Raw genomic sequence first — 21,658 nt, forward strand, 5'->3', positions numbered from 1 at the left:
TTGCCGAGCGGCCAACCGACCGACCGATCGTTCGGTTCGATGACTTCAATGGTGAGTCGGCGGCCCGTAGGGTGTCAACCCTGTGGATAACTGAGGTGGACCAACGGTGAGCGGGGCGGGATGGATTCGTACGACGACAGGGGCGTAACCGCCGGGCGGGGGGCGGGTCAGGTCCCGGGCGCCACGGACGCCTCCGAGGTGCCGAAGGGCCCGGAGGATCCTCCCGGCCCCGGCATACCGAGCGGCGGTATCGCGGCGCTCTCGCTCCCGTACCAGGCGGTGGCAGCCCTCGCGCTCGCCGTCGTCGGCGTCATCGCGTGTGTGCACCTCGGGATGGTTTTCCTGCACGTCGCACCGTCCAACACCCTCACCAAGCAGAACGGTGAGGCCATAGACGACTGGGTCTACCCCGAATTCGAGCAGAACTGGAAGCTCTTCGCTCCTAATCCGCTCCAGCAGAACATTTCCGTACAGGTGCGGGCGCAGGTCCGTACGGCCGACGGGCAGTGGAAGACCAGCGACTGGATCGACCTCTCCGCCCAGGACGGCGAAGCGATCCGCGGCAATCTGCTGCCGAGCCACACGGTCCAGAACGCGCTGCGGCGGGCCTGGGACTTCTACACCGCCTCGCACGACAACGCGAACAAGCCGAACGGCATGCGCGGCGCCCTGTCCGAGCGCTACGTCCGCCGCACCGTCATGCTGCGCCTCGCCGGCCTGGACCTCGGCGGCAAGGTCGAGCGGATACAGGTCAGGTCCGAGACGATGTGGGTGAAGGCGCCGCCGTGGAGCAACGAGAAGACGAACGCCCGGCCGGCCCATCGAGTGCTTCCGTGGTGGCCGGTGACCGAGGCGGACCTTCCGGAGGGCGCCCGGCGCGCATCGGAGGCGGCCCGGTGAGCTCGTCGTCCGTCCGCACCCCTGACCGCACTGCTGACCGCGCCCCCGGCCGTACGCCGGGCCCTGTCGCGGGCCGCGCCCACGGCGGCGCTGCGGCCCGTAAGCTCGCGGGCGCCGTTCAGCGCGTCACCTCCACCGCCATCGGGCCGTACCAGAGCGCCGTCGTCCGGATCGGGTTCTCGCTGACCTGGCTGCTCTTCCTCCTCTGGGAGTACCCGCACCGCCGTGAGCTGTACGGGCCGGACGGGCCGTGGAGCTGGGACATGGCCCACAAGCTGATAGCGAACAATCAGGCCTTCACCGCGCTGATGTGGTCGGAGAGTTCGCTGTGGTTCGAGATCGTCTACGGGCTCGCCGTCGTGTCGGCGGCGCTGCTGATGCTGGGCTGGCGGACCCGGACGATGTCCGTCCTCTTCATGATCGGCGTGCTGTCGCTGCAGAACCGCAGCATCTTCGTGGGCGACGGCGGCGACAACGTCATCCATCTGATGGCGATCTACCTGGTACTGACGCGGTGCGGGCAGGTGTGGTCGCTGGACGCGCGGCGCGATCCCTCTCGCGGAGACCAGGTGGGGCCGGCCCTGTGGGGTGCGCTCGGTGCCTGCCTCGTCGCGCTCACGTTCATGGGCGAGCTCAGCGGCGGCTGGCTGCTGATCTTCTGGGGCTTGCTGGTCGCACACGGCCTGTGGTGGGCGGCCGGCCGCTACGCGCCTGGGCAGCCGCGCATCCTGCTGGACGTCATCGCCAACCTCGCGCACAACGCCGGACTCTTCGTGATCATGGCCGAGGTCTGTCTCGTCTACGCGACCGCCGGCTGGTACAAGATCCAGGGCTCGCGCTGGCAGGACGGCACCGCGCTCTACTACCCGCTGCACCTGGACTACTTCTCGCCCTGGCCCGCGCTTTCCGGGCTGCTCGCCTCCAGCGGCGTGATCGTGATGCTGCTGACGTACGGGACGGTGGCCGTTCAGGTCGCGTTCCCCTTCACGCTCTTCAACCGGCAGGTCAAGAACGTCCTGCTCGCCGTCATGATCGCTGAGCACGCGGCGATCGCTGTGCTGCTCGGGCTGCCCTTCTTCTCCCTCGCGATGATCGCCGCCGACGCGGTCTTCCTGCCGACCGGCTTCCTGCGGCGTATCGGCCGTTGGGGGGCGCGGCTCGACGTATCGGGCCTGGTCAAACGCCCCCGTAGGCTGAAGTCATGACCGATGACGTGGCCGAGGCTGTGATGGGGCGGTGGCGCGCGGCTGCCCCGGACACCGTTCTGCTCGACGGGTTCCATGCCATCAAGCACGCGCTGCGCTTCGGTGCGGACGTGCGGATGACGGTGACGAGCGACCGGCAGGCCGCGGTGGCGCTCGCACGGGAGCTGGCAGATGACGTGTCGGACGTGATCGCTCGGTCCGTGGTCGAAATTCCGGCCCACGCCTTGCGTGAGCTGGTCCCCCGGATTCACACCACGGGGATTGCCGCACTGGCCGTCCGACGCGATGCCCGGGCGAACGCGGAGACCCTGTCCCGGCTGCCCCGGCCGTCTCCGGTCGTCGTGCTGGACAACCCTCGTAATCTCGGCAACGTCGGAGCCGTGGTGCGCCTGGCTGCCGGTTTCGGTGCCACGGGTGTGGTCACGACCGGCGACATGGACCCCTGGCACCCGAACGTGGTGCGTGCCGGAGCGGGCCTGCACTACGCCACGGCCGTCGAGCACAGAAGCCTGGACGAGTTGCCGCCCGGTCCGCTGTACGTACTGGACCCGGAGGGCGAGGACATCAGGTCCGTGAAGGTCCCCGACGACGCGCTCATAGCGTTCGGTTCCGAGCGGCACGGGATCTCACCCGAGCTGCGGAGCAGGGCGACCGAGCTGGTGTCCCTCCCCATGCGCCCGCAGGTGTCCAGCTACAACCTCGCCACCAGCGTCGCCATGACGCTGTTCCACTGGGGCGGACCGCCCGCCACCACCCCTGCCTGACGGCCTGAAGGTGGGGCGGGCGAGCAGCTGACCGGCTACGCCTGCCTGCGGACCTCCACCACGCGGAAGCGGTTGGCGACGAACGCCGCGTCGCACAGGGCGGCGTTGGCCGCCGGGTTGCCGCCCGAGCCGTGGAAGTCGGAGAACGCCGCGGTCTGGTTGACGTACACCCCGCCCGTCAGGTTCAGCGAAAGCTGCGCGGACTCCTCCAGGCAGACTTCCTCGATGGCGGCCTCCGTGATCTGCGAGGTCGTGTACGCGCCCACCGTCATGGCGCCCTTCTCGCGGATCGTACGGCGCAGCAGCTCCAGGCCGTCCTCCGTGGAGTCGACGGCGACGGCGAAGGAGACCGGGCCGAAGCACTCGGACATGTACGCCGCTTCCGCGTCCGGCTTGGCGCCGTCGAGCTTGACCATGACCGGCGTACGAACCACCGCTCCAGGGAAGTCCGGGTTCGTGATCTCCCGTGACGGGAGCGCCACTTCGCCCATTCCCGCGGCCGCTTCGAGGCGGGCCTTCACGTCGGGATTGACCAGTGCGCCCAGCAGCGCGTTCGCGCGGGCGTCGTCGCCGAGCAGTGCGGCGACCGAGGCCGCGAGGTCGGAGACGACCTCGTCGTAGGACTTGGCACCGGCGTCCGTCATGATCCCGTCCCTGGGGATCAGGAGGTTCTGCGGGGTGGTGCACATCTGGCCGCTGTAGAGGGACAGCGAGAACGCCAGGTTGGACAGCATTCCCTTGTAGTCGTCGGTGGAGTCGATCACCACCGTGTTGACGCCGGCCTTCTCGGTGTAGACCTGCGCCTGGCGGGCGTTGGTCTCCAGCCAGTCGCCGAAGGTGGTGGAACCGGTGTAGTCGATGATCCGGATCTCCGGACGCACCGCCAGGGTCTTGGCGATGCCCTCGCCGGGACGCTCGGCCGCCAGTGCCACCAGGTTCGGGTCGAAGCCGGCCTCGGTGAGGACTTCGCGGGCGACCCGGACCGTGAGGGCGAGCGGCAGGACCGCGCGGGGGTGCGGCTTGACGAGGACGGGGTTGCCGGTGGCGAGGGAGGCGAAGAGGCCCGGGTAGCCGTTCCAGGTCGGGAAGGTGTTGCAGCCGATGAGCAGCGCGATGCCGCGCGGGACGGCGGTGAAGGACTTGCTCAGGTTGAGCGGGTCGCGCTTGCCCTGCGGCTTGGACCAGTCGGCCGCCTCGGGGGTACGGACCTGCTCGCCGTACGCGTACGCCACGGCCTCCAGGCCGCGGTCCTGGGCGTGCGGGCCGCCAGCCTGGAACGCCATCATGAAGGCCTGGCCGCTGGTGTGCATGACAGCGTGCGCGAATTCGTGCGTACGGGCGCTGATGCGCGACAGGATTTCGAGGCAGACCAGGGCGCGGGTCTCCGGTCCGGCGTCCCGCCAGGCGCCCATGCCCGCCCGCATCGCCGGCAGGAGGACGTCGAGGTCGGCGTGCGGGTATTCGACGCCCAGTTCCGGCCCGTACGGCGACACCTCGGCGCCCGTCCAGCCGTCGGTGCCGGGCTGGTCGAGTTCGAAGCGGGTGCCGTGCAGGGCCTGGAAGGCCGCGAGGCCTTCGGCGGCGCTCAGGCTGCCGTTCTCGCCGTACGCCTTGGGGTGCTCGGGGTGCGGGGACCAGTACGCCCGCGTGCGGATCACCTCGAGCGCCTGGGCCAGTGTGGCCTGGTGCTTCTGGGACAGCTGGGAAGTGGTGAGTTCGGCGGCCACGGCGGACCAACTCCTCGTCGAGCTGGGCAGGGACAGGCGGACACGGATACAGTAACCGAACGATCGGTCGGGACAAGAGGGCCCGGTAAAACCTGTGGATAACTCATACGGGAGGATCGGGTCATGACAGCTATCGATCGAGCCCGCAGCGTCGCCGTCGTAGGCACCGGCACCATGGGTCAGGGCATCGCCCAGGTCGCTCTCCTCGCAGGCCACCCGGTGCGTCTTTACGACGCCGCGCCGGGGCGCGCCCAGGAGGCCGCGGAGGCCGTCGGCGCGCGCCTGGACCGGCTCGTCGAGAAGGGCCGGCTCGAACGCGCGGAAGCGGACAGTGCCCGCGCCCGGCTGCACGCGGCGAGCGATCTTTCGGAGCTGGCCGACGCCTCACTCGTCGTCGAGGCGATTGTCGAAAAGCTTTCGGTCAAGCAGGAGCTGTTCACCGCCCTCGAAGCGATCGTTTCCGACGACTGCCTGCTGGCCACCAACACCTCCTCCCTCTCCGTCACGGCCATCGCGGGTCCCCTGAAGAACCCCGGCCGCTTTGTCGGGCTGCACTTCTTCAACCCTGCGCCCCTGCTGCCCCTGGTCGAGGTCGTCAGCGGCTTCGCGACCGACGAAATGAGCGCCACGCGCGCGTGGGCGACGGCGGCCGCCTGGGGCAAGACCCCGGTGCGCTGCGCGGACACCCCCGGTTTCATCGTGAACCGCATCGCCCGCCCCTTCTACGCCGAGGCTTTCGCGGTGTACGAGGAGCGGGGCGCCGACCCGGCCACCATCGACGCCGTACTGCGCGAGTCGGGCGGCTTCAGGATGGGCCCCTTCGAGCTGACCGACCTGATCGGACAGGACGTCAACGAAGCGGTCAGCCGGTCCGTCTGGGAGTCGTTCTTCCAGAGCCCCAAGTTCGTTCCCTCGCTCGCCCAGCGCCGTCTCGTCGAGTCGGGCCGGCTCGGCCGCAAGTCGGGCCACGGCTGGTTCCCGTACGGAGGCGAGGGGGCGGCGAAGCCCGCTCCCCGGACGGCGGGTCCCGAGGCCGCCCCCGAAGCCGTCACCGTCGTCGGGGACCTCGGGCACGCCGGCGTACTCGTCGCGATGATGGAGGAGGCGGGCATCGCCGTCGAGCGGGTGGGGGCGGGCGGCCCGTACATCGAGCTGCCGGGCGAAGGGCAGCTCGTACCGGCCGACGGACGGACCTCCGTGGAGTACGCGGACGTCGTCTATTTCGACCTCGCCCTCGACTACCGGGGCGCGACCCGTATCGCGCTCTCCGCCTCCGAGGACACGTCCGCGCGGGCGCTCGCCGAAGCCACCGGGCTCTTCCAGAAGCTCGGCAAGGACGTCAGCGTCATCGGTGACGTCCCCGGCATGATCGTCGCCCGTACGGTCGCCATGCTCATCGACCTGGCCGCCGACGCGGTCGCGCGGGGCGTCGCCTCGCCCGAGGACATCGACACGGCGATGCGGCTCGGTGTGAACTACCCCCTGGGGCCGGTCGAATGGAGCCGCGCGCTCGGCCAGGACTGGGCGTACGACCTGCTGCAGAACCTGCACGAGTGCTGCCCGACCGGGCGCTACGCACCGTCTCTGGCGCTTTACCGGCAGGCGTTCGCCGCCAAGGAAGAGGGCGCCTCATGACCGCGGCCAAGCGCGACACGTACACCCCCGAGACGCTCCTGACGGTGGCTGTCCGGGTCTTCAACGAGCGTGGCTACGACGGCACGTCCATGGAGCACCTTTCCAAGGCCGCCGGCATTTCGAAGTCCTCGATCTACCACCACGTGGCGGGCAAGGAGGAGCTGCTGCGCCGCGCGGTCAGCCGGGCCCTCGACGGTCTCTTCGGGATCCTCGACGAGCCGGGCGCGGTGCGCGGGCGGGCGATCGAGCGGGTGGAGTACGTCACCCGGCGCACCGTGGAGGTGCTGATGGCCGAGCTGCCGTACGTCACGCTGCTCCTTCGCGTACGCGGCAATACGAAGGCCGAGCGCTGGGCGCTGGAGCGGCGCCGCGAGTTCGACCAGCGGGTGGCCGATCTGATGAAGGCGGCGGCCGCCGACGGTGATCTGCGCACCGATGTGGACATACGCATGGCGACGCGACTGCTCTTCGGAATGGTCAACTCGCTGGTGGAGTGGTACCGGCCGCAGGCGGCCGAGGGCCATGGCGGCGTGGACGGGGAGCAGCTCGCCGAGACCGTGGTGCGGCTGGCGTTCGACGGGCTGCGGACCAGCCGCTGAGGCTGCTCACAGCTCCTGGGGTGACTGGGGTGACTGGGGCGGCTGCGGTGACTGGGGCGCCTGTGGGGAGCCCGCCGAGTCGAGATCTGTCTCCTCGAAGACCAGCAGGGTGCGCGTGCTGAGCACTTCCGGCATCGACTGGATCTTCGTCAGTACGAGCTCGCGCAGCGCCCTGTTGTCGGCCGTGTGCACGAGCAGCAGTACGTCGAAATCCCCGCTGACCAGCGCGATGTGCGCGGCGCCGGGCAGTTCCTGAAGCCGTTCGCGGACCGTGCGCCAGGAGTTCTGCACGATCTTGAGCGTGATGTACGCCGATGCTCCCTGCCCCGCGCGCTCGTGGTCCACGCGTGCGCTGAAGCCGCGGATGACTCCGTCGTCGATGAGGCGGTTGATGCGCGCGTAGGCGTTGGCGCGCGAGACATGCACACGCTCGGCCACGGACCGTATCGACGCGCGGCCGTCCGTTTGGAGCATCCGGAGGATGTCCCGGTCGATGGCGTCCAGCGGGCGTGCGGGCGGGCCTCCTCCCGCGTCGGCCATTTGTTCAGCTGCCATGTCCCCCCGCCTCTCTCTCATGGACGACCTGCCTCTATCCCAGGCTGTGCAGAACCGTTTGTCCACAGGCTGGAGGTGCCTGTAGCCAAATTGCGTCCACGACCGAACAATCGGTAGGTGAGGCACACCACATTGCTGTGCCTTCTCACCGCTCCCACGAGGAGGTGCACGCGATGAAGAAAAGCACCCTGACCGCTCAGCCGGTCCAGGACCTGCCCGGTGCCGCCGCCTACCGGCCCACCCCTCCCCCGGCCTGGAGGCCCCGCACGGACCCCGCACCGCTGCTGCCCGACAGCGAGCCGTACCGCGTGCTCGGCACCGAAGCCGCGGAACGGCTCGACGCCGGGCTGATGCGGCGGCTGTACGCGGAGCTGGTACGCGGCCGCAGGTACAACGCGCAGGCGACCGCCCTCACCAAGCAGGGCCGCCTCGCCGTCTACCCCTCCAGCACCGGGCAGGAGGCCTGCGAGGTCGCGGCCGCGCTCGTCCTGGAGGACCGGGACTGGCTGTTCCCGAGCTACCGGGACACGCTGGCCGCCGTGGCGCGCGGGCTGGACCCCGTACAGGCGCTGACGCTGCTGCGGGGCGACTGGCACACCGGTTACGACCCGCGTGAGCACCGCATCGCGCCGCTGTGCACCCCTCTCGCGACCCAGCTGCCGCACGCGGTGGGCCTTGCGCACGCCGCGCGCCTCAAGGGCGACGACGTGGTCGCGCTCGCCATGGTCGGCGACGGCGGCACCAGCGAGGGTGACTTCCACGAGGCGCTGAACTTCGCCGCCGTCTGGCAGGCACCGGTCGTCTTCCTCGTGCAGAACAACGGCTTCGCCATCTCCGTGCCCCTCGCCAAGCAGACCGCGGCGCCGTCCCTGGCCCACAAGGCCGTCGGGTACGGAATGCCGGGCCGGCTCGTCGACGGCAATGACGCCGCCGCCGTGCACGAGGTGCTGGCCGAGGCGGTGGAGCGGGCCCGGCGGGGTGGCGGTCCGACGCTGGTCGAGGCGGTCACGTACCGCATCGAGGCCCACACGAACGCCGACGACGCGACCCGTTACCGGGGCGAGGCGGAGGTCGAGGCGTGGCGCGCCCATGACCCGGTCCAGTTGCTTGAGCGGGAGCTCACGGAGCGCGGAATGCTTGACGCGGACGCCATACAGCGGGCCCGAGAAGCGGCGGAGACGATGGCGGCGGAACTGCGGGAGCGGATGAACGCGGACCCGGTGCTCGACCCCATGGACCTCTTCGCGCACGTCTACGCCGAGAAGACCGCGCAACTGCGGGAGCAGGAAGCCCTGTTGCGGGCCGAGCTCGATGCGGAGGACGAGCGATGACGGCGGCAGCGGCGAGCGCCGTCGACGCGAAGCCCGCCAAGCCCGCGACGATGGCGCAGGCCCTCGGGCGTGCGCTGCGCGACGCGATGGCCGAGGACCCGAGTGTCCATGTGATGGGCGAGGACGTCGGCGCGCTCGGCGGGGTTTTCCGGGTCACCGACGGGCTCGTGAAGGAGTTCGGCGAGGACCGGGTCACGGACACGCCGCTCGCTGAGGCGGGGATCCTGGGAACGGCCGTGGGCATGGCGATGTACGGGCTGCGGCCCGTCGTCGAGATGCAGTTCGACGCGTTCGCGTATCCGGCGTTCGAGCAGCTCATCAGCCATGTGGCGCGGATGCGCAACCGCACGCGCGGGGCGATGCCGATGCCGATGGTGATCCGGGTGCCGTACGGCGGCGGGATCGGCGGGGTCGAGCACCACAGCGATTCGTCCGAGGCGTACTACATGGCGACTCCGGGGCTCCATGTCGTCACGCCGGCGACGGTCGAGGACGCGTACGGGCTGATGCGGGCGGCGATCGCGTCGGACGATCCCGTGGTCTTCCTGGAGCCGAAGCGGCTCTACTGGTCGAAGGCGGCGTGGTCGCCGGACGCGCCCACCGCCGTCGAGCCCATCGGGCGTGCGGTCGTACGCCGCTCGGGGCGCAGCGCGACGCTGATCACGTACGGGCCGTCCCTGCCGGTGTGCATGGAGGCCGCGGAGGCGGCAGAGGCGGAGGGCTGGGACTTGGAGGTTGTGGACCTGCGCTCGCTCGTGCCGTTCGACGACGAGACGGTGGCGGCTTCGGTACGGCGTACCGGCCGGGCGGTCGTCGTCCACGAGTCCACCGGTTTCGGCGGGCCCGGCGGGGAGATCGCCGCGCGGGTGACGGAGCGGTGCTTCCATCATCTGGAGGCGCCGGTGCTGCGGGTCGCCGGGTTCGACATTCCGTATCCGCCGCCGATGCTGGAGCGGCACCATCTGCCGGGAGTGGACCGGGTCCTCGACGCGGTCGCGCGGCTCCAGTGGGAGGCGGGCATCTGATGCCGCAGGTCCTGGAATTCAAGCTGCCCGACCTCGGTGAGGGGCTGACCGAGGCGGAGATCGTGCGCTGGCTGGTGGAGGTGGGCGATGTGGTCGCCGTCGACCAGCCGGTCGTCGAGGTCGAGACGGCCAAGGCGATGGTGGAGGTGCCGTGCCCGTACGGGGGTGTGGTGACCGCCCGCTTCGGCGAGGAGGGGACCGAACTGCCGGTCGGCTCGCCGCTGCTGACGGTGGCGGTCGGGGCGGCGGCTGCGGCGCCTCAGGCCGCTCCTGCTGACGCGGAGTCGTCGGGGAACGTGCTGGTGGGGTACGGCACGGGGGCGGCGGTGGCGCGGCGGCGGCGTATCCGGCCGGGCGCGGCTGCCCCGGCTGCTGGGTCTGCTGGGTCGGCCGGTTCTGTGGCGGTGGCTGCCGCAGCTGCTCCGGCGGTGGTTGAGAGTGACGGGCCCGTGCCGGTCATTTCGCCGCTGGTGCGGCGGCTGGCGCGCGAGAACGGGCTGGATCTGCGGGCGTTGAAGGGCTCTGGGCCCGACGGTCTGATCCTGCGGTCCGACGTGGAGGGCGCGATTCGCGGGGCGGCGGTGCCGGCGCCGGTGCCCGCGGCCGCTTCCGCCGCTGTGGGCGAACGCGTACCGCTGCGCGGGATGCGCGGCGCCGTCGCGGACAAACTGTCGCGCAGCCGGAACGAGATTCCGGACGCCACCTGCTGGGTGGACGCGGACGCGACCGAGCTCATGGCGGCTCGTACGTCGATGAACCAGGCGGGCGGGCCACCGGTATCGGTCATCGCGCTCTTCGCCCGGATCTGTACGGCCGCTCTTGCCCGTTTCCCGGAGCTCAACTCCACCGTGGACATGGCCTCCCGCGAGATCGTGCGGCTGCCCGGTGTGCACCTCGGGTTCGCGGCGCAGACGGAGCGGGGGCTGGTCGTTCCCGTCGTACGGGACGCGCATGGCCGCAACGTGGAGGAGCTGAGTGCGGAGTTCGCCCGGCTGACGGAGTCGGCCAGGAAGGGGTCGCTGACTCCGGCGGAGCTGACCGGTGGCACGTTCACGCTGAACAACTACGGGGTGTTCGGGGTCGACGGGTCCACGCCGATCATCAATCACCCGGAGGCGGCGATGCTCGGGGTCGGCCGGATCGTGCCGAAGCCCTGGGTGCACGAGGGGGAGCTGGCGGTGCGCAAGGTGGTGCAGTTGTCGCTGACGTTCGACCACCGGGTCTGTGACGGGGGGACCGCGGGCGGATTCCTGCGGTACGTGGCGGACTGTGTGGAGCGGCCGGCGGTGCTGCTGCGGACGCTTTAGGGCCGCTGCGCGGGGCTTCCCTGACCCGCCGCCCCCAGGCCCCCGGGGACAACCCTTCGGGCGTGTCCGTAATCGCCGGAGGGCTCCTATGGAGACCCTCCGGCGATGAAACAGGAAAGCCGCCCCGCATACTCGTGGCATGACCGCGACCGCGTACGACGCCATCGTGTTGGCCGGAGGGGCCGCCAAGCGGCTCGGTGGGGTGGACAAGCCCGGTGTGCGCGTGGGCGGGCGGACGCTGCTCGACCGGGTGCTGGGCGTGTGCCGCGGGGCCGGGACCACCGTCGTCGTCGGCGGGCGGCGGGCGACCGTACGCGCCGTCGAGTGGGCGCGTGAGGAACCGGCCGGGGGCGGGCCGCTGGCCGCGCTCGACGCGGGGGTACGGCGTACCGCCGCGCAGACCTTGCTCGTACTCTCCGCCGATCTGCCCTTCATCCGGAGCGGGACGGTTCAGCGGCTCCTCGACGCCCTGGACAGCAGCGGGTGCGAGGCGGCGCTGCTCGTGGACGCGGGCGGGCGCGACCAGCCGCTCGTCGCCGCCTACCGCGCCGAACCACTGCGCCGTGAACTGGCCCTCCTCGCCGCCGAGCACGGCGGCCTCTGCGGATTGCCGCTCCGGCTGCTCACGCACGAACTCGCCCTGGCGCGCGTCGCCGCCGGGCCGCTCGACTCCTTCGACTGCGACACCTGGGAAGACATTGCCGCGGCCCGGTCCAGGATCAGGGAGCATGGACACGTGCTGGATGAATGGATGACCGCAGTCAAGGACGAACTCGGCATCGAGCTGGATGTCGACATCAACGTCCTGCTCGACCTCGCCCGCGACGCCGCGCACGGTGTCGCCAGGCCCGCCGCCCCGCTCACCACCTTCCTGGTCGGTTACGCGGCGGCGAAGGCCGGCGGGGACGGGCCGCAGGCCGTTGCCGAGGCGGCTCGCAAGGCCGCGGCTCTCGCCGCCCGTTGGGCGGAAGAGGAAGAGCCCAAGGGTGAGGCCGCGGGACACGGCACGGAAGACGGCGCGGGGTGAGCCAGGAGGACCGCGAGGTCGACGAGGCGCTCGCGCTCGTCAACCGGGCGGCGCAGGCGCAGACATCACCGGATCCTGGTGCGGAGCCGGAGCCGGAGCCGGAGCCGGAGCCGGAGCCGGGGTCGGAGGCGCAGTCGCAGTCCGAGACGCAGCCGCAGTCGGAGCAGGCGGGCCAGGAGACCGGTCCCGCCGCCCTGCCCGCGTCCCCGGCCCGCCCCCGCGCCACGCCCTGGCGTGAGGCCCGCGCCGTGGCCGCGCGGGCGGGCGGGTCCACCGTGTCCCGTGCGCGGCGGGTGTCGCTGGGCCAGGCCCTCGGGCAGGTCCTCGCCGAGCCCCTGGACGCCCTCACCGACCTGCCGTCCTTCGATACGTCCGCCATGGACGGGTGGGCAGTCGCCGGGCCGGGGCCGTGGTGGAGCGTCGAAGAGGGCGGCCAGGTTCTCGCCGGGCATGCCGCGCCAGGGGCGCTCGCCGACGGCGCCGCCGTACGCATCGCCACCGGCGCCCGTATCCCGCCCGACGCGACCGCCGTGATCCGCAGCGAGCACGCCCGGCTGGACGAGTCCAGGGGGCGGCTGTACGCGCGCCGGGAGGTCGTCCAGGGGCAGGACATCCGGCCGCGCGGCCAGGAGTGCCGTACCGGCGACCGGCTGCTGCCCGCCGGCGCCCTGGTGACCCCGGCCGTCCTCGGGCTGGCCGCTGCCGCCGGGTATGACGGGCTGTCCGTGGTCCCCCGGCCGCGCGTCGAAGTGCTCGTCCTGGGTGACGAGTTGCTGAGGGAGGGTCTGCCGCACGACGGGATGGTGCGCGACGCCCTCGGCCCCCTCCTCGGCCCGTGGCTGCGTGCCCTCGGCGCCGACGTGATCGGCACCCGGCATCTCGGTGACGACGCCGACGCCCTCCACCGGGCCGTCACCACCTCCGAGGCCGACCTCGTCATCACTACGGGCGGTACGGCGGCCGGTCCTGTCGACCACGTCCACCCCATCCTGCGCAAGGCGGGCGCCGAGCTGCTGGTGGACGGTGTCGCGGTCCGGCCGGGGCACCCGATGCTGCTGGCGCGCCTCAGCAAAGGCGCTGAGGGCCGGTACCTCGTCGGCCTGCCCGGTAATCCGCTCGCCGCGGTGTCCGGCCTGCTCACCCTCGCCGAGCCGCTGCTGCGCGCCCGCGCCCAGCGGCCGCCCCTCGCGCCGTACCTCTCGCCCGTACGGGACGAGGTGAACGGTCATCCGCACGACACCCGGCTCGTCCCCGTCGTCCACCGTGCGGAGCAGGCCGTGCCGCTGCACTACAACGGTCCGGCGATGCTCCGCGGAATCGCCGCCGCCGATGGCCTGGCCGTCGTCCCGCCCGGGGGCGCACGAGCCGGCCAGGAACTCGAAATCCTCGATCTGCCCTGGACCACAGAAGGACGTTTCACGTGAAACTTCCCGGCCACGATGCGATGGCCAGGCATGCCGACGAGCACCTTGTCACCGCTCGGATCCGGCTGCCGCGCCGTATCGTCGACCGCCCGCTGCGGCAGGTCGGCAAGCGGCTGCTGATGGCGTTCGGGGTCCTGGCCCTGACCGTGTTCATCGTCTACGTCGACCGCGCCGGCTACCACGACAACGCCGACGAGAGCCTCGACTTCCTCGACGCCGTCTACTACTCCACCGTGACCCTCTCCACGACGGGTTACGGCGACATCGTGCCGCACAGCGACAGCGCCAGGCTCACCAATGTGCTGCTCGTGACGCCGCTGCGTGTGCTTTTTCTGATCATCCTGGTCGGCACCACTCTCGAAGTCCTCACCGAGAGGACGCGGGAGGAGTGGCGGCTGAACCGCTGGAGGACCCAGTTGCGCGACCACACCGTCATCGTCGGGTTCGGCACCAAGGGCCGTTCCGCGATCCAGACCCTGGCGGCCACGGGGCTCAGGAAAGAGCAGATCGTGGTCGTCGACCCGAGTGCGAAGGTCATCGAAGCGGCGAACGCCGACGGCTTCACGGGCGTCCTGGGCGACGCGACCCGCAGCGACGTACTGCTGCGCGCCGAGGTCCAGAGGGCCCGCCAGATCGTCATCTCGACCCAGCGTGACGACACGGCCGTCCTGGTCACCCTCACCGCGCGCCAGCTCAACCGGGGGGCGAAGATCGTCGCCGCGGTGCGCGAGGAGGAGAACGCGCCGCTGCTGCGCCAGTCGGGCGCCGACGCCGTCATCACCAGCGCGAGCGCGGCCGGCCGCCTGCTGGGTCTGTCCGTGCTCAGCCCCAGCGCGGGCACGGTGATGGAGGACCTGATCCAGCAGGGCAGCGGTCTCGATCTGATCGAGCGGCCGGTGATAAAGGCCGAGGTGGGACGGAGCGTGCGGGAGACCGAGGACCTGGTGGTCAGTGTCCTGCGCGGACACCGGCTGCTCGGTTACGACGATCCGCAGGCCAGTCCGCTCCAGCTGACGGACCGGGTGATCACCATCGTGCGCGCCTCGCCCGGTGTCACGACTGCGGGGGAGATGCGGCTGACGTCGCCGGAGTAGCGGCGGAGTAGCCTCGCGGCCATGTATGCGATCACGATCCCTGAACCCGGTGGCCCCGAGGCGCTCGTATGGGCGGAGGTCCCCGATCCCGTACCCGGCGAGGGCGAGGTCCTCGTCGAGGTCGCCGCGAGCGCCGTCAACCGCGCCGACCTGCTGCAACGCCAGGGCTTCTACGACCCGCCGGCCGGGGCGTCGGCGTATCCCGGTCTCGAATGCTCCGGCCGGATCGCCGCGCTGGGGCCGGGTGTCTCGGGCTGGTCGGTCGGCGACGAGGTGTGCGCGCTGCTGACCGGCGGCGGGTACGCCGAGAAGGTTGTCGTACCGGCGGGGCAGCTGCTGCCCGTGCCCGGCGGCGTGGACCTCGTTACGGCGGCTTCCCTGCCCGAGTCGACCTCGACGGTCTGGTCGAACGTCTTCATGATCGCCCACCTGCGGCCGGGCGAGACGCTGCTGCTGCACGGCGGCGCGAGCGGCATCGGCACGATGGCGATCCAGCTCGCCAAGGCGGTCGGGGCGCGCGTCGCGGTCACCGCGGGCAGTCCGCAGAAGCTGGCGCGCTGCGCGGAGCTGGGCGCCGACATCCTCATCGACTACCGCGAGCAGGACTTCGTACAGGAGCTCCGCAAGGCCACCGACGGGGCCGGTGCCGACGTCATCCTCGACATCATCGGCGCGAAGTACCTGGACAAGAATGTGAAGGCGCTCGCCGTCAACGGCCGCCTCGCGATCATCGGCATGCAGGGCGGTGTGAAGGGCGAGCTCAACCTCAGTGCGCTGATGCGCAAGCGCGCCGCGATCACGGCGACGACGCTGCGGGCGCGCCCGCTCGGTGAGAAGGCGGCGATCGTCGCGGCCGTACGGGAGCATGTGTGGCCGCTGATCAGCACCGGCCGCGTACGCCCCGTCGTGGACCGCGTCCTGCCGATGGCGGAGGCGGCACAGGCTCACCGGGCGCTGGACGCGGGCGATCATGTCGGCAAGATCCTGCTGACGGCGACTGCCTGAACGGGCGCGAGCGAGAGGCGCCCGCGAGAGACGCGAGCGAGAGGCACGTGCGAGAGGCCCGTACCGCCGTCGTGGCGGTGCGGGCCTCTTGTCGCACGTCGTAAGTGGTTCTAGAGGTACGGTCCCGAGCGCACCGGGCCGTGGCCGTCTTCCTGGCCGTCGTCCTCGTGGCCCGCACCCGGCGGAAGCGCCCGCCGCATCTGCTCCAACTGCGCCCGCGCCGCCATCTGCTGGGCGAAGAGCGCCGTCTGGATCCCGTGGAAGAGGCCTTCGAGCCATCCGACCAACTGGGCCTGCGCGATACGCAGTTCCGCCTCGGAGGGGATCGCCTCGTCCGTGAACGGCAGGGAGAGCCGCTCCAACTCCTCGACGAGCTCGGGCGCGAGGCCGTCTTCGAGCTCCTTCACCGAGCTGTGGTGAATGTCCTTCAGCCGTACCCGGCTCGCCTCGTCGAGAGGAGCCGCCCGTACTTCCTCCAGGAGTTGCTTGATCATGCTGCCGATGCGCATGACCTTTGCGGGCTGTTCGACCATGTCTGTCACTGGCACCTCGCGCGACTCGTCGTCCGCGCCGCCGAGAGCCATTCCGTCCTGTCCTACGACCAGGACATGGGGGCTCTCCTGCGACCGTTCACTCCTCGGCATCTCCATGCAGCCATTCTCTCGTACACCTGCGTCACCACACGGTGTGCCCCCGCACAGAGGTGATCCACCCTGTACGGGGGCACGGGAACCATCGCGGAACAACCGCCGCGTCTCAGCCCGCCGCGCGCCGCGCCACCGCGGTACGGGACCTGGTGACCAGTGCGGCCAGCAGCGCCGCGCCCACGGGTACGGCGACGAGCAGTGCCGTGAGGGTCTCCCAGGGGATGACGATCGGGATGTACGGCGGGTCGCTCAGGCCGCCCATGCCGGAGTCCAGGGCCTCCTGGTACCACTTCATCTCCTGGCGTTCCTCGGTCAGCCGCAGCCCGATCGCGGGCAGTACGCCGGCCGCCGAGCCGAGCACCACGCCCATCGCGGCGACCACCCCGCACTGGAATCCGCTCAGCGTCCTGCGCACCCGCGGGGGCGCGCCGACCGCGGCGAGGGTCTTCAGGTCGGGTTCGGCGTCGGTCTGGGCGAGGCCCGTGGCGATGCCTGCCGCGCCGATGGTGACGAGTCCGGCGAAGACGGTCAGGGCCAGCAGGACGATGCTGTTGTCGCTGGTGTAGCCCTTTTCGACGTACAGGCCGCCGTCGACTCCCAGCGCGTCGAGTGCCGCGTCGAGTTTCTGCTGCTGGGTGCTGTCGGGCAGCTTGTCGGTCGAGAAGTACGCGCCGACGGGGACGGTGATGAGCCCGGCGGCCTTCGCGGCCTGCTCCGGCAGGATGATCCGCACGCCGTAGGCCGTGGCCGACTTGGGAGCCTGGTGGACGGGGAACGACTTGATCTCGCCGGGGGCGTCCTTGCCCTTGGACTGCATCAGTTCGGCCTTGTCGGTGTCGGTGATCAGCTTGATGCCGATCCGGCCCTTTTCGACGTTGCGGCTGTCGAAGGAGATGGCCTTACCGCTCTTGAGCGCGTTGACGACGCCCGGGTTGTCGATCGCGAGGACCGACAGCAGTTTCTCGTCGGCGACGAGGACGTCGTACTCGGAGTAGTGCCGGACCTCCTTGCAGCGCCAGTCCTTCGACAGCTTGCGGCGCTCGTCCGCCGTGAGCTGCTTCGAGCCCGGGACGTCCTCGAACCACAGGGCGCACCGGTTGTCCTTGGGCGTGAAGATCTCGTACCGCCCGCAGCCCTTCACGTCGCTGTACGGCGCGCAGTTGGCGTTGCCGACGGCGATCCGGCTGACATCGGCGCGTACGTCGACGGGGAAGTGCTTCTGGACGGCCGCGCGCAGGGCCGGCACATCGCGTCCGCCGCCCTCGGAGTTCAGCACGGTCACCGCGCCGTGCGGCAGTTGCGCCTGGTAAGCGGCGCGCTGCTGTACGTCGTCGCTGGCGGCGTACGTCGCCACGGCGACCGTGCCCGCGACGGCGGCCAGCACGGCGGCCACGGCGGGGGCCGTACGGCCCCGGTTGCGTACGGCGTCGCGCAGGGCGAGGCGCGGCGACAGCGGCAGCCAGCGGCCGGTCTTGCCGAAGAGGCCGACCAGGGCGGGGGTGAGCGCGACGATGCCCAGCTCGGCGAGGGCGCTGCCGCCCGCGACGATGACGACGTTGTCGGTGGCGGTGGCCCCGTACAGGGTGATCGTGATGCCCAGGCCGGCCGCGATCAGGCCGATGACGGGCAGGACGCGGCTGGAGCGGCGTACCCCGCGGCGGCCGGTGAGCGAGGCCAGCACGGTCTGCCGGGACGCGGTGATGGCCGGGACGACAGCGGCGAGCAGGCCAGTGAGGACGGCGACCAGGCCGATGCCGAGCAGTTCCAGCGGGCGGACGTCGAAGCTGCCGAACCGCTTGCCGATGTAGTCCTCCAGCACCGGCCGCAGCGCGAAGGTGAGCAGCAGGCCGAGCGCGGTGCCGAGGACGGCCGCGGCGAAGCCGATGACCAGGCCGCCGGAGAGGACGATGGCGCGGATGTGGCGGCGGTCGCCGCCGTTGGCGCCGACCAGGCCGAGCTGGCGCGCTGAGCGCCGGGCGCCGACCGCGAACGCGGGTCCGGCCAGCAGGCAGATCTCCAGGATGGCGAGACCGACGATGGTGCCGACGACGGCGAGCGCCGCGGCTTCGGCCGCCGCGCTCTGCTCGTAGTTCGACCAGCCCTCCTGCTGGTACAGCGGGACCTCGGAGTCGGCGGGCGGGGCGAGGGCGACGGCCCGCGAAATCGCCATGATGCCTTGGGTGTTGACCTCCTTCACCATGTTCCACGTGAAACCGTCACCGCCGACGGAGACCAGGTAGGTGCTGCTGGTCTCCGTGCCGGGCAGGCCGTCGGCCTTCAGCGCCTTGTCGAGCGGCGCCAGGAACGTGCCGGGCGGTGCGAGGACTTCGTCCGTCTTCAGGGCGTTGGGGAGCTCGTACGAGCCGACGATCCGGTACTCGGTGGCGAGCCCGCGGGCGGTTACGGTCGAGCCCACCTTCAGGCCGCCGGTCTCCAGGAAGTGGGTGCTCGCCGCGACCTCGCCGGCCTTGTTGGGGAACCGTCCCTGGTCAAGGGTCACCATCCCCTTGGTCATCGGGTCGGTCGCGTCCAGCTCGTGGATGACGGTGTTGAGCAGGCCGTGCGCGGTCCGGAGCTTGCCGCTGCCGTTCGAGTCCTTGAGCGTCTTGGCGCCCTCGGGGAAGGCGGCCCGGATGTCACCGTGGCCCGAGGGCCAGTCTCCGTCCTTGTATTCCTTCGCCGGGTTGTTGTTGAGGCCGTCGGGGGACTGGTGGATCGGCACGCCGCCCATGCCCGGGTCGGACATCCGGGCGTCGGCGGCGCCCAGTTCGCGGTCCATCTTCTGGCCGGCGGAGAGTTCGGCGCTGCGCACGGTCAGATCGGCGGCGCTCACGCCCAGGATCGGCAGGGCGATCATGGCGAGTACGAGAGAGCTGCGGCCCTTGAAGCGCCAGGCGTCGCGGCGGGCTATGCGCACCGCGGCCACCCATGAGTGGTACCAGTGGTTCACTGTGCGGCCGCCTGCCCCGAGAGCAGGGAGTCGGCCTGGCTGCGCAGCGTCTCGTCGACGACGGAGCCGTCGCGCAGGAAGACGACCCGGTCGGCCCAGGCCGCGAAGCGCGGCTCGTGGGTGACGAGGATGCCGGCGGCGCCCGCGTCACAGCGGGCGCGCAGCAGCGCGAGTACGGATTCGCCCGTCTCGGAGTCCAGGGCGCCGGTCGGCTCGTCGGCGAGGACCAGACGGCGGTCGCCCACCAGGGCGCGGGCGATGGCGACGCGCTGCTGCTGGCCGCCGGACATCTCGTCGGGGAAGCGGTCGGCGAGCTGGCCGAGGCCCATCTCCTCCAGCGCGGCGACCGCGGAGACGCGGGCCTTGCGGGCGGATACGCCGTCCAGTTCGCGGGGCAGGGCGACGTTCTCGGCGGCCGTCAAGGCCGGTATGAGGTTGTAGTCCTGGAAGACGTAGCCGATGCTGCGGCGGCGCAGCGTGGCGAGCTCTTTGCGGCTGGCGGTCGTGATGTCCGTACCTTCGACGACGACCCGGCCGGAGGTGGGGAGGTCGAGTCCGCCCGCGATGGTGAGCAGGGTGGACTTGCCGGAGCCGGACGGGCCCATGACGGCGACGAGTTCACCGGGAAAGACGGAGAGGTTGACGCCGCGCAGCGCGTGCACCTCGGTGGCGCCGCTGCCGTGCACACGGGTCAGCTGCTCCAGCTGCAGCACCGGTTGCTGTGACTGCTGTGACTGCTGTTGCCCATGTGATTTCTGGGGCACGGATTCGGGCATGGCTTCAGGCATGAAGGAGGTCCCCCCTGGGACGGGATACGGATGTGTGATGCGGCCGCGCGGCTCTATCGCCGTGCGCTGCGAGACGTCGAAGCCGTACGAGCGGTTCCGGCGGCCGGGCCGGGTGAAGGTGAAGGTGAAGGTGAAGCGGCCGCAGGAGTGTTCCCGGCCCTGCGCGCGGCCGACGCGGAGAGCCGGGCGAGCCGGGACTCGGAGTGGTCGAGCCAGCGCGCCTCGGCCTCGGTCTGGAAGATCAGCTGTTCCAGTACGAGCAGCCAGGCCACGTCGTCGCGCGCCTGGTCGCCGTCTGTGCCATCGACGTGCTCGACGGCCGCGAGCGCCTGGGCCTTGAGGCGCGTGTAGTCCTGCATGGCCCGGAGAGTCGCGTGGCGCTGCGCCTGGATGACGGCCCTGATGTCGACGCCGGGGGCGCCGACGGCCATGGCGAGCTTGATGGCCAGCTCGTCACGGGGCGGGCTGGCACGGTCGACGGGCCGTCCGAACCAGCTCCGGAGCTCACCCCGCCCCGCGTCCGTGATCACGTAGAGCGCGTGGCCCGCTCCGTCCTCGCCCTCCTGGCTGACCAGGCCGTCGCGTTCGAGGCGGCCCAGCGTCGTATAGACCTGGCCGACGTTGAGGGGCCAGGTCGCGCCGGTGCGCGACTCGAATTCGGTGCGCAGCTGAGAGCCGTAACGGGGCCCGTGCTCAAGGAGGGCAAGCAGCCCGTGACGGATCGACATACTGAGTATGTATACCGAGTATGCCGCTCCTGGCCAACCTTCCTGAGAAGGACGTTGTACGTAGGTCTTGAGGGGGACGGCTCCGGGATGCCGGTCAGCCGCGCCGCAGCCGGAGCCCCAGGAATCCGAGCCCCAGCCCGACCAGCGTGAGCCCGGCCCCCAGCGGCAGCACATGGATACCCAGCGGGTCGGACTGCGCGACGACCTGCTCGGAGCCCTCGTGCGCGGCTCCCGGCGGGGCAGCGATCGAGGGGGAGCCGTCGGGGTCGTTACCGGGTTCTTCCAGCGCCTCCTCGTGTACGTCCCAGGGCTCGGGCGCGTACGACTTGAGGGGGGTGGCCGCGGAGCTCGCCGACGCGGAAGCGGAGCCGGACGCGGAGCGGCTGGGCGCGACACCGGGGCTGCCGGACGGACTCCCACTGCCGCTCGGGGACGCCTTCCCGCCCTCCTCCTCGCTCCGGCTCGGAGGCGCGCTCTTGTCCGACGGCCTCCCCGGCCGCGTACGCCCCTCCCCGGCCGGCCGCCCCGCAAGGCTCTTGGCGGGCGAGGCGGCGGAGGCGGAGGGCCGTTCGGGCCAGTCCGGCGCCCCGACGCCCGGCACCAGCTCGCGGTCCTCGCCGCCGTCCGGGGGAGTCGTCGACATGGACATGGAAGTGGACGTGGACACGGAAGCGGACGTGGATGCGGGCGTCGGCCCCGGCGCGCGCTCATCGGCGTATGCCCCCGAGACCGCCCCCGAGACCGGCAGCACCAGCACTGCGGCCACCCCCACCGCCGCGAACCGGACAGCCATGGGACTCCGCCTCCTGAACCGAAACGCGCCGGACCACGGTGTGAGCCGGACCACTGAGACAACAGACTCAGCGTCACATGCCGCAACATTTCCGGCGCGCCAGGTCACACGAAAGGGGCCCGGTGCGCGCAGTGCGGACGCTGTTGGTTAATTC

19 protein-coding genes are annotated in these 21,658 nt (G+C 71.2%); 12 read left to right on the forward strand and 7 right to left on the reverse strand.

Features of this window, described 5'->3' with window-relative positions; genetic code table 11:
• Positions 1 to 120: 120 nt before the first annotated feature.
• From J7E96_RS19160 to J7E96_RS19170, 3 genes are read left to right on the forward strand one after another with little or no spacing between them, the layout of a single operon-like run.
• Positions 121 to 900, forward strand: a complete 780-nt coding sequence (locus J7E96_RS19160; protein ID WP_215132850.1) for a DUF5819 family protein — start codon at positions 121 to 123, stop codon at positions 898 to 900.
• Positions 897 to 2,105, forward strand: coding sequence for an HTTM domain-containing protein (locus tag J7E96_RS19165; RefSeq protein ID WP_374196694.1), 1,209 nt, complete (start codon positions 897 to 899; stop codon positions 2,103 to 2,105). Before J7E96_RS19160 ends, J7E96_RS19165 begins: the two co-directional genes overlap by 4 nt.
• Positions 2,102 to 2,869: an RNA methyltransferase gene (locus tag J7E96_RS19170; RefSeq protein WP_215132851.1), complete on the forward strand. Its 768-nt coding sequence runs from the start codon at positions 2,102 to 2,104 to the stop codon at positions 2,867 to 2,869. The genes J7E96_RS19165 and J7E96_RS19170 overlap by 4 nt, the downstream gene beginning before the upstream one ends.
• Before the next feature lie 35 nt (positions 2,870 to 2,904).
• Here J7E96_RS19170 and paaN read toward each other — a convergent pair whose 3' ends face one another.
• Complete coding sequence (paaN, locus tag J7E96_RS19175) at positions 2,905 to 4,596, reverse strand: phenylacetic acid degradation protein PaaN (protein WP_215132852.1); 1,692 nt, start codon at positions 4,594 to 4,596, stop codon at positions 2,905 to 2,907.
• A gap of 123 nt (positions 4,597 to 4,719) precedes the next feature.
• On the opposite strand from paaN, the gene J7E96_RS19180 reads away from it, so the two are divergent.
• Positions 4,720 to 6,231: a 3-hydroxyacyl-CoA dehydrogenase gene (locus J7E96_RS19180; RefSeq protein ID WP_215132853.1), complete on the forward strand. Its 1,512-nt coding sequence runs from the start codon at positions 4,720 to 4,722 to the stop codon at positions 6,229 to 6,231.
• Positions 6,228 to 6,830, forward strand: a complete 603-nt coding sequence (locus J7E96_RS19185; protein WP_215132854.1) for a TetR/AcrR family transcriptional regulator — start codon at positions 6,228 to 6,230, stop codon at positions 6,828 to 6,830. Before J7E96_RS19180 ends, J7E96_RS19185 begins: the two co-directional genes overlap by 4 nt.
• 6 nt (positions 6,831 to 6,836) lie before the next feature.
• Here the strand turns inward: J7E96_RS19185 and J7E96_RS19190 are convergent, their stop codons facing one another.
• The gene (locus tag J7E96_RS19190) at positions 6,837 to 7,385 is read right to left on the reverse strand and encodes an Lrp/AsnC family transcriptional regulator (protein ID WP_251070101.1); all 549 of its coding nucleotides are present in this window, start codon (positions 7,383 to 7,385) and stop codon (positions 6,837 to 6,839) included.
• Between the two features lie 173 nt (positions 7,386 to 7,558).
• On the opposite strand from J7E96_RS19190, the gene pdhA reads away from it, so the two are divergent.
• The 7 genes from pdhA to J7E96_RS19225 all read left to right on the forward strand — a co-directional run bounded on the left by pdhA (position 7,559) and on the right by J7E96_RS19225 (position 15,598).
• The gene (gene pdhA, locus J7E96_RS19195) at positions 7,559 to 8,716 is read left to right on the forward strand and encodes a pyruvate dehydrogenase (acetyl-transferring) E1 component subunit alpha (protein ID WP_215132855.1); all 1,158 of its coding nucleotides are present in this window, start codon (positions 7,559 to 7,561) and stop codon (positions 8,714 to 8,716) included.
• Positions 8,713 to 9,741, forward strand: a complete 1,029-nt coding sequence (locus J7E96_RS19200) for an alpha-ketoacid dehydrogenase subunit beta (protein ID WP_215132856.1) — start codon at positions 8,713 to 8,715, stop codon at positions 9,739 to 9,741. The genes pdhA and J7E96_RS19200 overlap by 4 nt, the downstream gene beginning before the upstream one ends.
• Positions 9,741 to 11,048, forward strand: coding sequence for a dihydrolipoamide acetyltransferase family protein (locus J7E96_RS19205; protein WP_215132857.1), 1,308 nt, complete (start codon positions 9,741 to 9,743; stop codon positions 11,046 to 11,048). The genes J7E96_RS19200 and J7E96_RS19205 overlap by 1 nt, the downstream gene beginning before the upstream one ends.
• A gap of 139 nt (positions 11,049 to 11,187) precedes the next feature.
• On the forward strand, positions 11,188 to 12,075 hold the full coding sequence (locus J7E96_RS19210; RefSeq protein WP_215132858.1) for an NTP transferase domain-containing protein: 888 nt from the start codon (positions 11,188 to 11,190) through the stop codon (positions 12,073 to 12,075).
• Positions 12,072 to 13,499, forward strand: coding sequence for a molybdopterin molybdotransferase MoeA (locus J7E96_RS19215; protein WP_215132859.1), 1,428 nt, complete (start codon positions 12,072 to 12,074; stop codon positions 13,497 to 13,499). The genes J7E96_RS19210 and J7E96_RS19215 overlap by 4 nt, the downstream gene beginning before the upstream one ends.
• On the forward strand, positions 13,496 to 14,593 hold the full coding sequence (locus tag J7E96_RS19220) for a potassium channel family protein (protein ID WP_308296026.1): 1,098 nt from the start codon (positions 13,496 to 13,498) through the stop codon (positions 14,591 to 14,593). The genes J7E96_RS19215 and J7E96_RS19220 overlap by 4 nt, the downstream gene beginning before the upstream one ends.
• Before the next feature lie 21 nt (positions 14,594 to 14,614).
• On the forward strand, positions 14,615 to 15,598 hold the full coding sequence (locus J7E96_RS19225; protein ID WP_215132860.1) for an NAD(P)H-quinone oxidoreductase: 984 nt from the start codon (positions 14,615 to 14,617) through the stop codon (positions 15,596 to 15,598).
• A gap of 110 nt (positions 15,599 to 15,708) precedes the next feature.
• Here J7E96_RS19225 and J7E96_RS19230 read toward each other — a convergent pair whose 3' ends face one another.
• From J7E96_RS19230 to J7E96_RS19250, 5 genes are all read right to left on the reverse strand, one after another.
• On the reverse strand, positions 15,709 to 16,248 hold the full coding sequence (locus J7E96_RS19230) for a bacterial proteasome activator family protein (protein ID WP_215132861.1): 540 nt from the start codon (positions 16,246 to 16,248) through the stop codon (positions 15,709 to 15,711).
• Positions 16,249 to 16,354: 106 nt separating this feature from the next.
• Entirely contained in the window at positions 16,355 to 19,195 is a 2,841-nt protein-coding gene (locus J7E96_RS19235; protein ID WP_215132862.1) for an ABC transporter permease, read from the reverse strand.
• Positions 19,192 to 19,971, reverse strand: coding sequence for an ABC transporter ATP-binding protein (locus J7E96_RS19240; RefSeq protein WP_215132882.1), 780 nt, complete (start codon positions 19,969 to 19,971; stop codon positions 19,192 to 19,194). The genes J7E96_RS19235 and J7E96_RS19240 overlap by 4 nt, the downstream gene beginning before the upstream one ends.
• Positions 19,972 to 20,036: 65 nt before the next feature.
• On the reverse strand, positions 20,037 to 20,711 hold the full coding sequence (locus tag J7E96_RS19245) for a PadR family transcriptional regulator (protein WP_215132863.1): 675 nt from the start codon (positions 20,709 to 20,711) through the stop codon (positions 20,037 to 20,039).
• Between the two features lie 94 nt (positions 20,712 to 20,805).
• Positions 20,806 to 21,504 carry a hypothetical protein gene (locus J7E96_RS19250; RefSeq protein WP_215132864.1) on the reverse strand — a complete coding sequence of 233 codons (699 nt, stop codon included), beginning with the start codon at positions 21,502 to 21,504 and terminating at the stop codon, positions 20,806 to 20,808.
• Positions 21,505 to 21,658 lie beyond the last annotated feature (154 nt).

The organism is Streptomyces sp. ISL-96 (assembly GCF_018614035.1).
Taxonomy (GTDB): Bacteria; Actinomycetota; Actinomycetes; order Streptomycetales; family Streptomycetaceae; genus Streptomyces.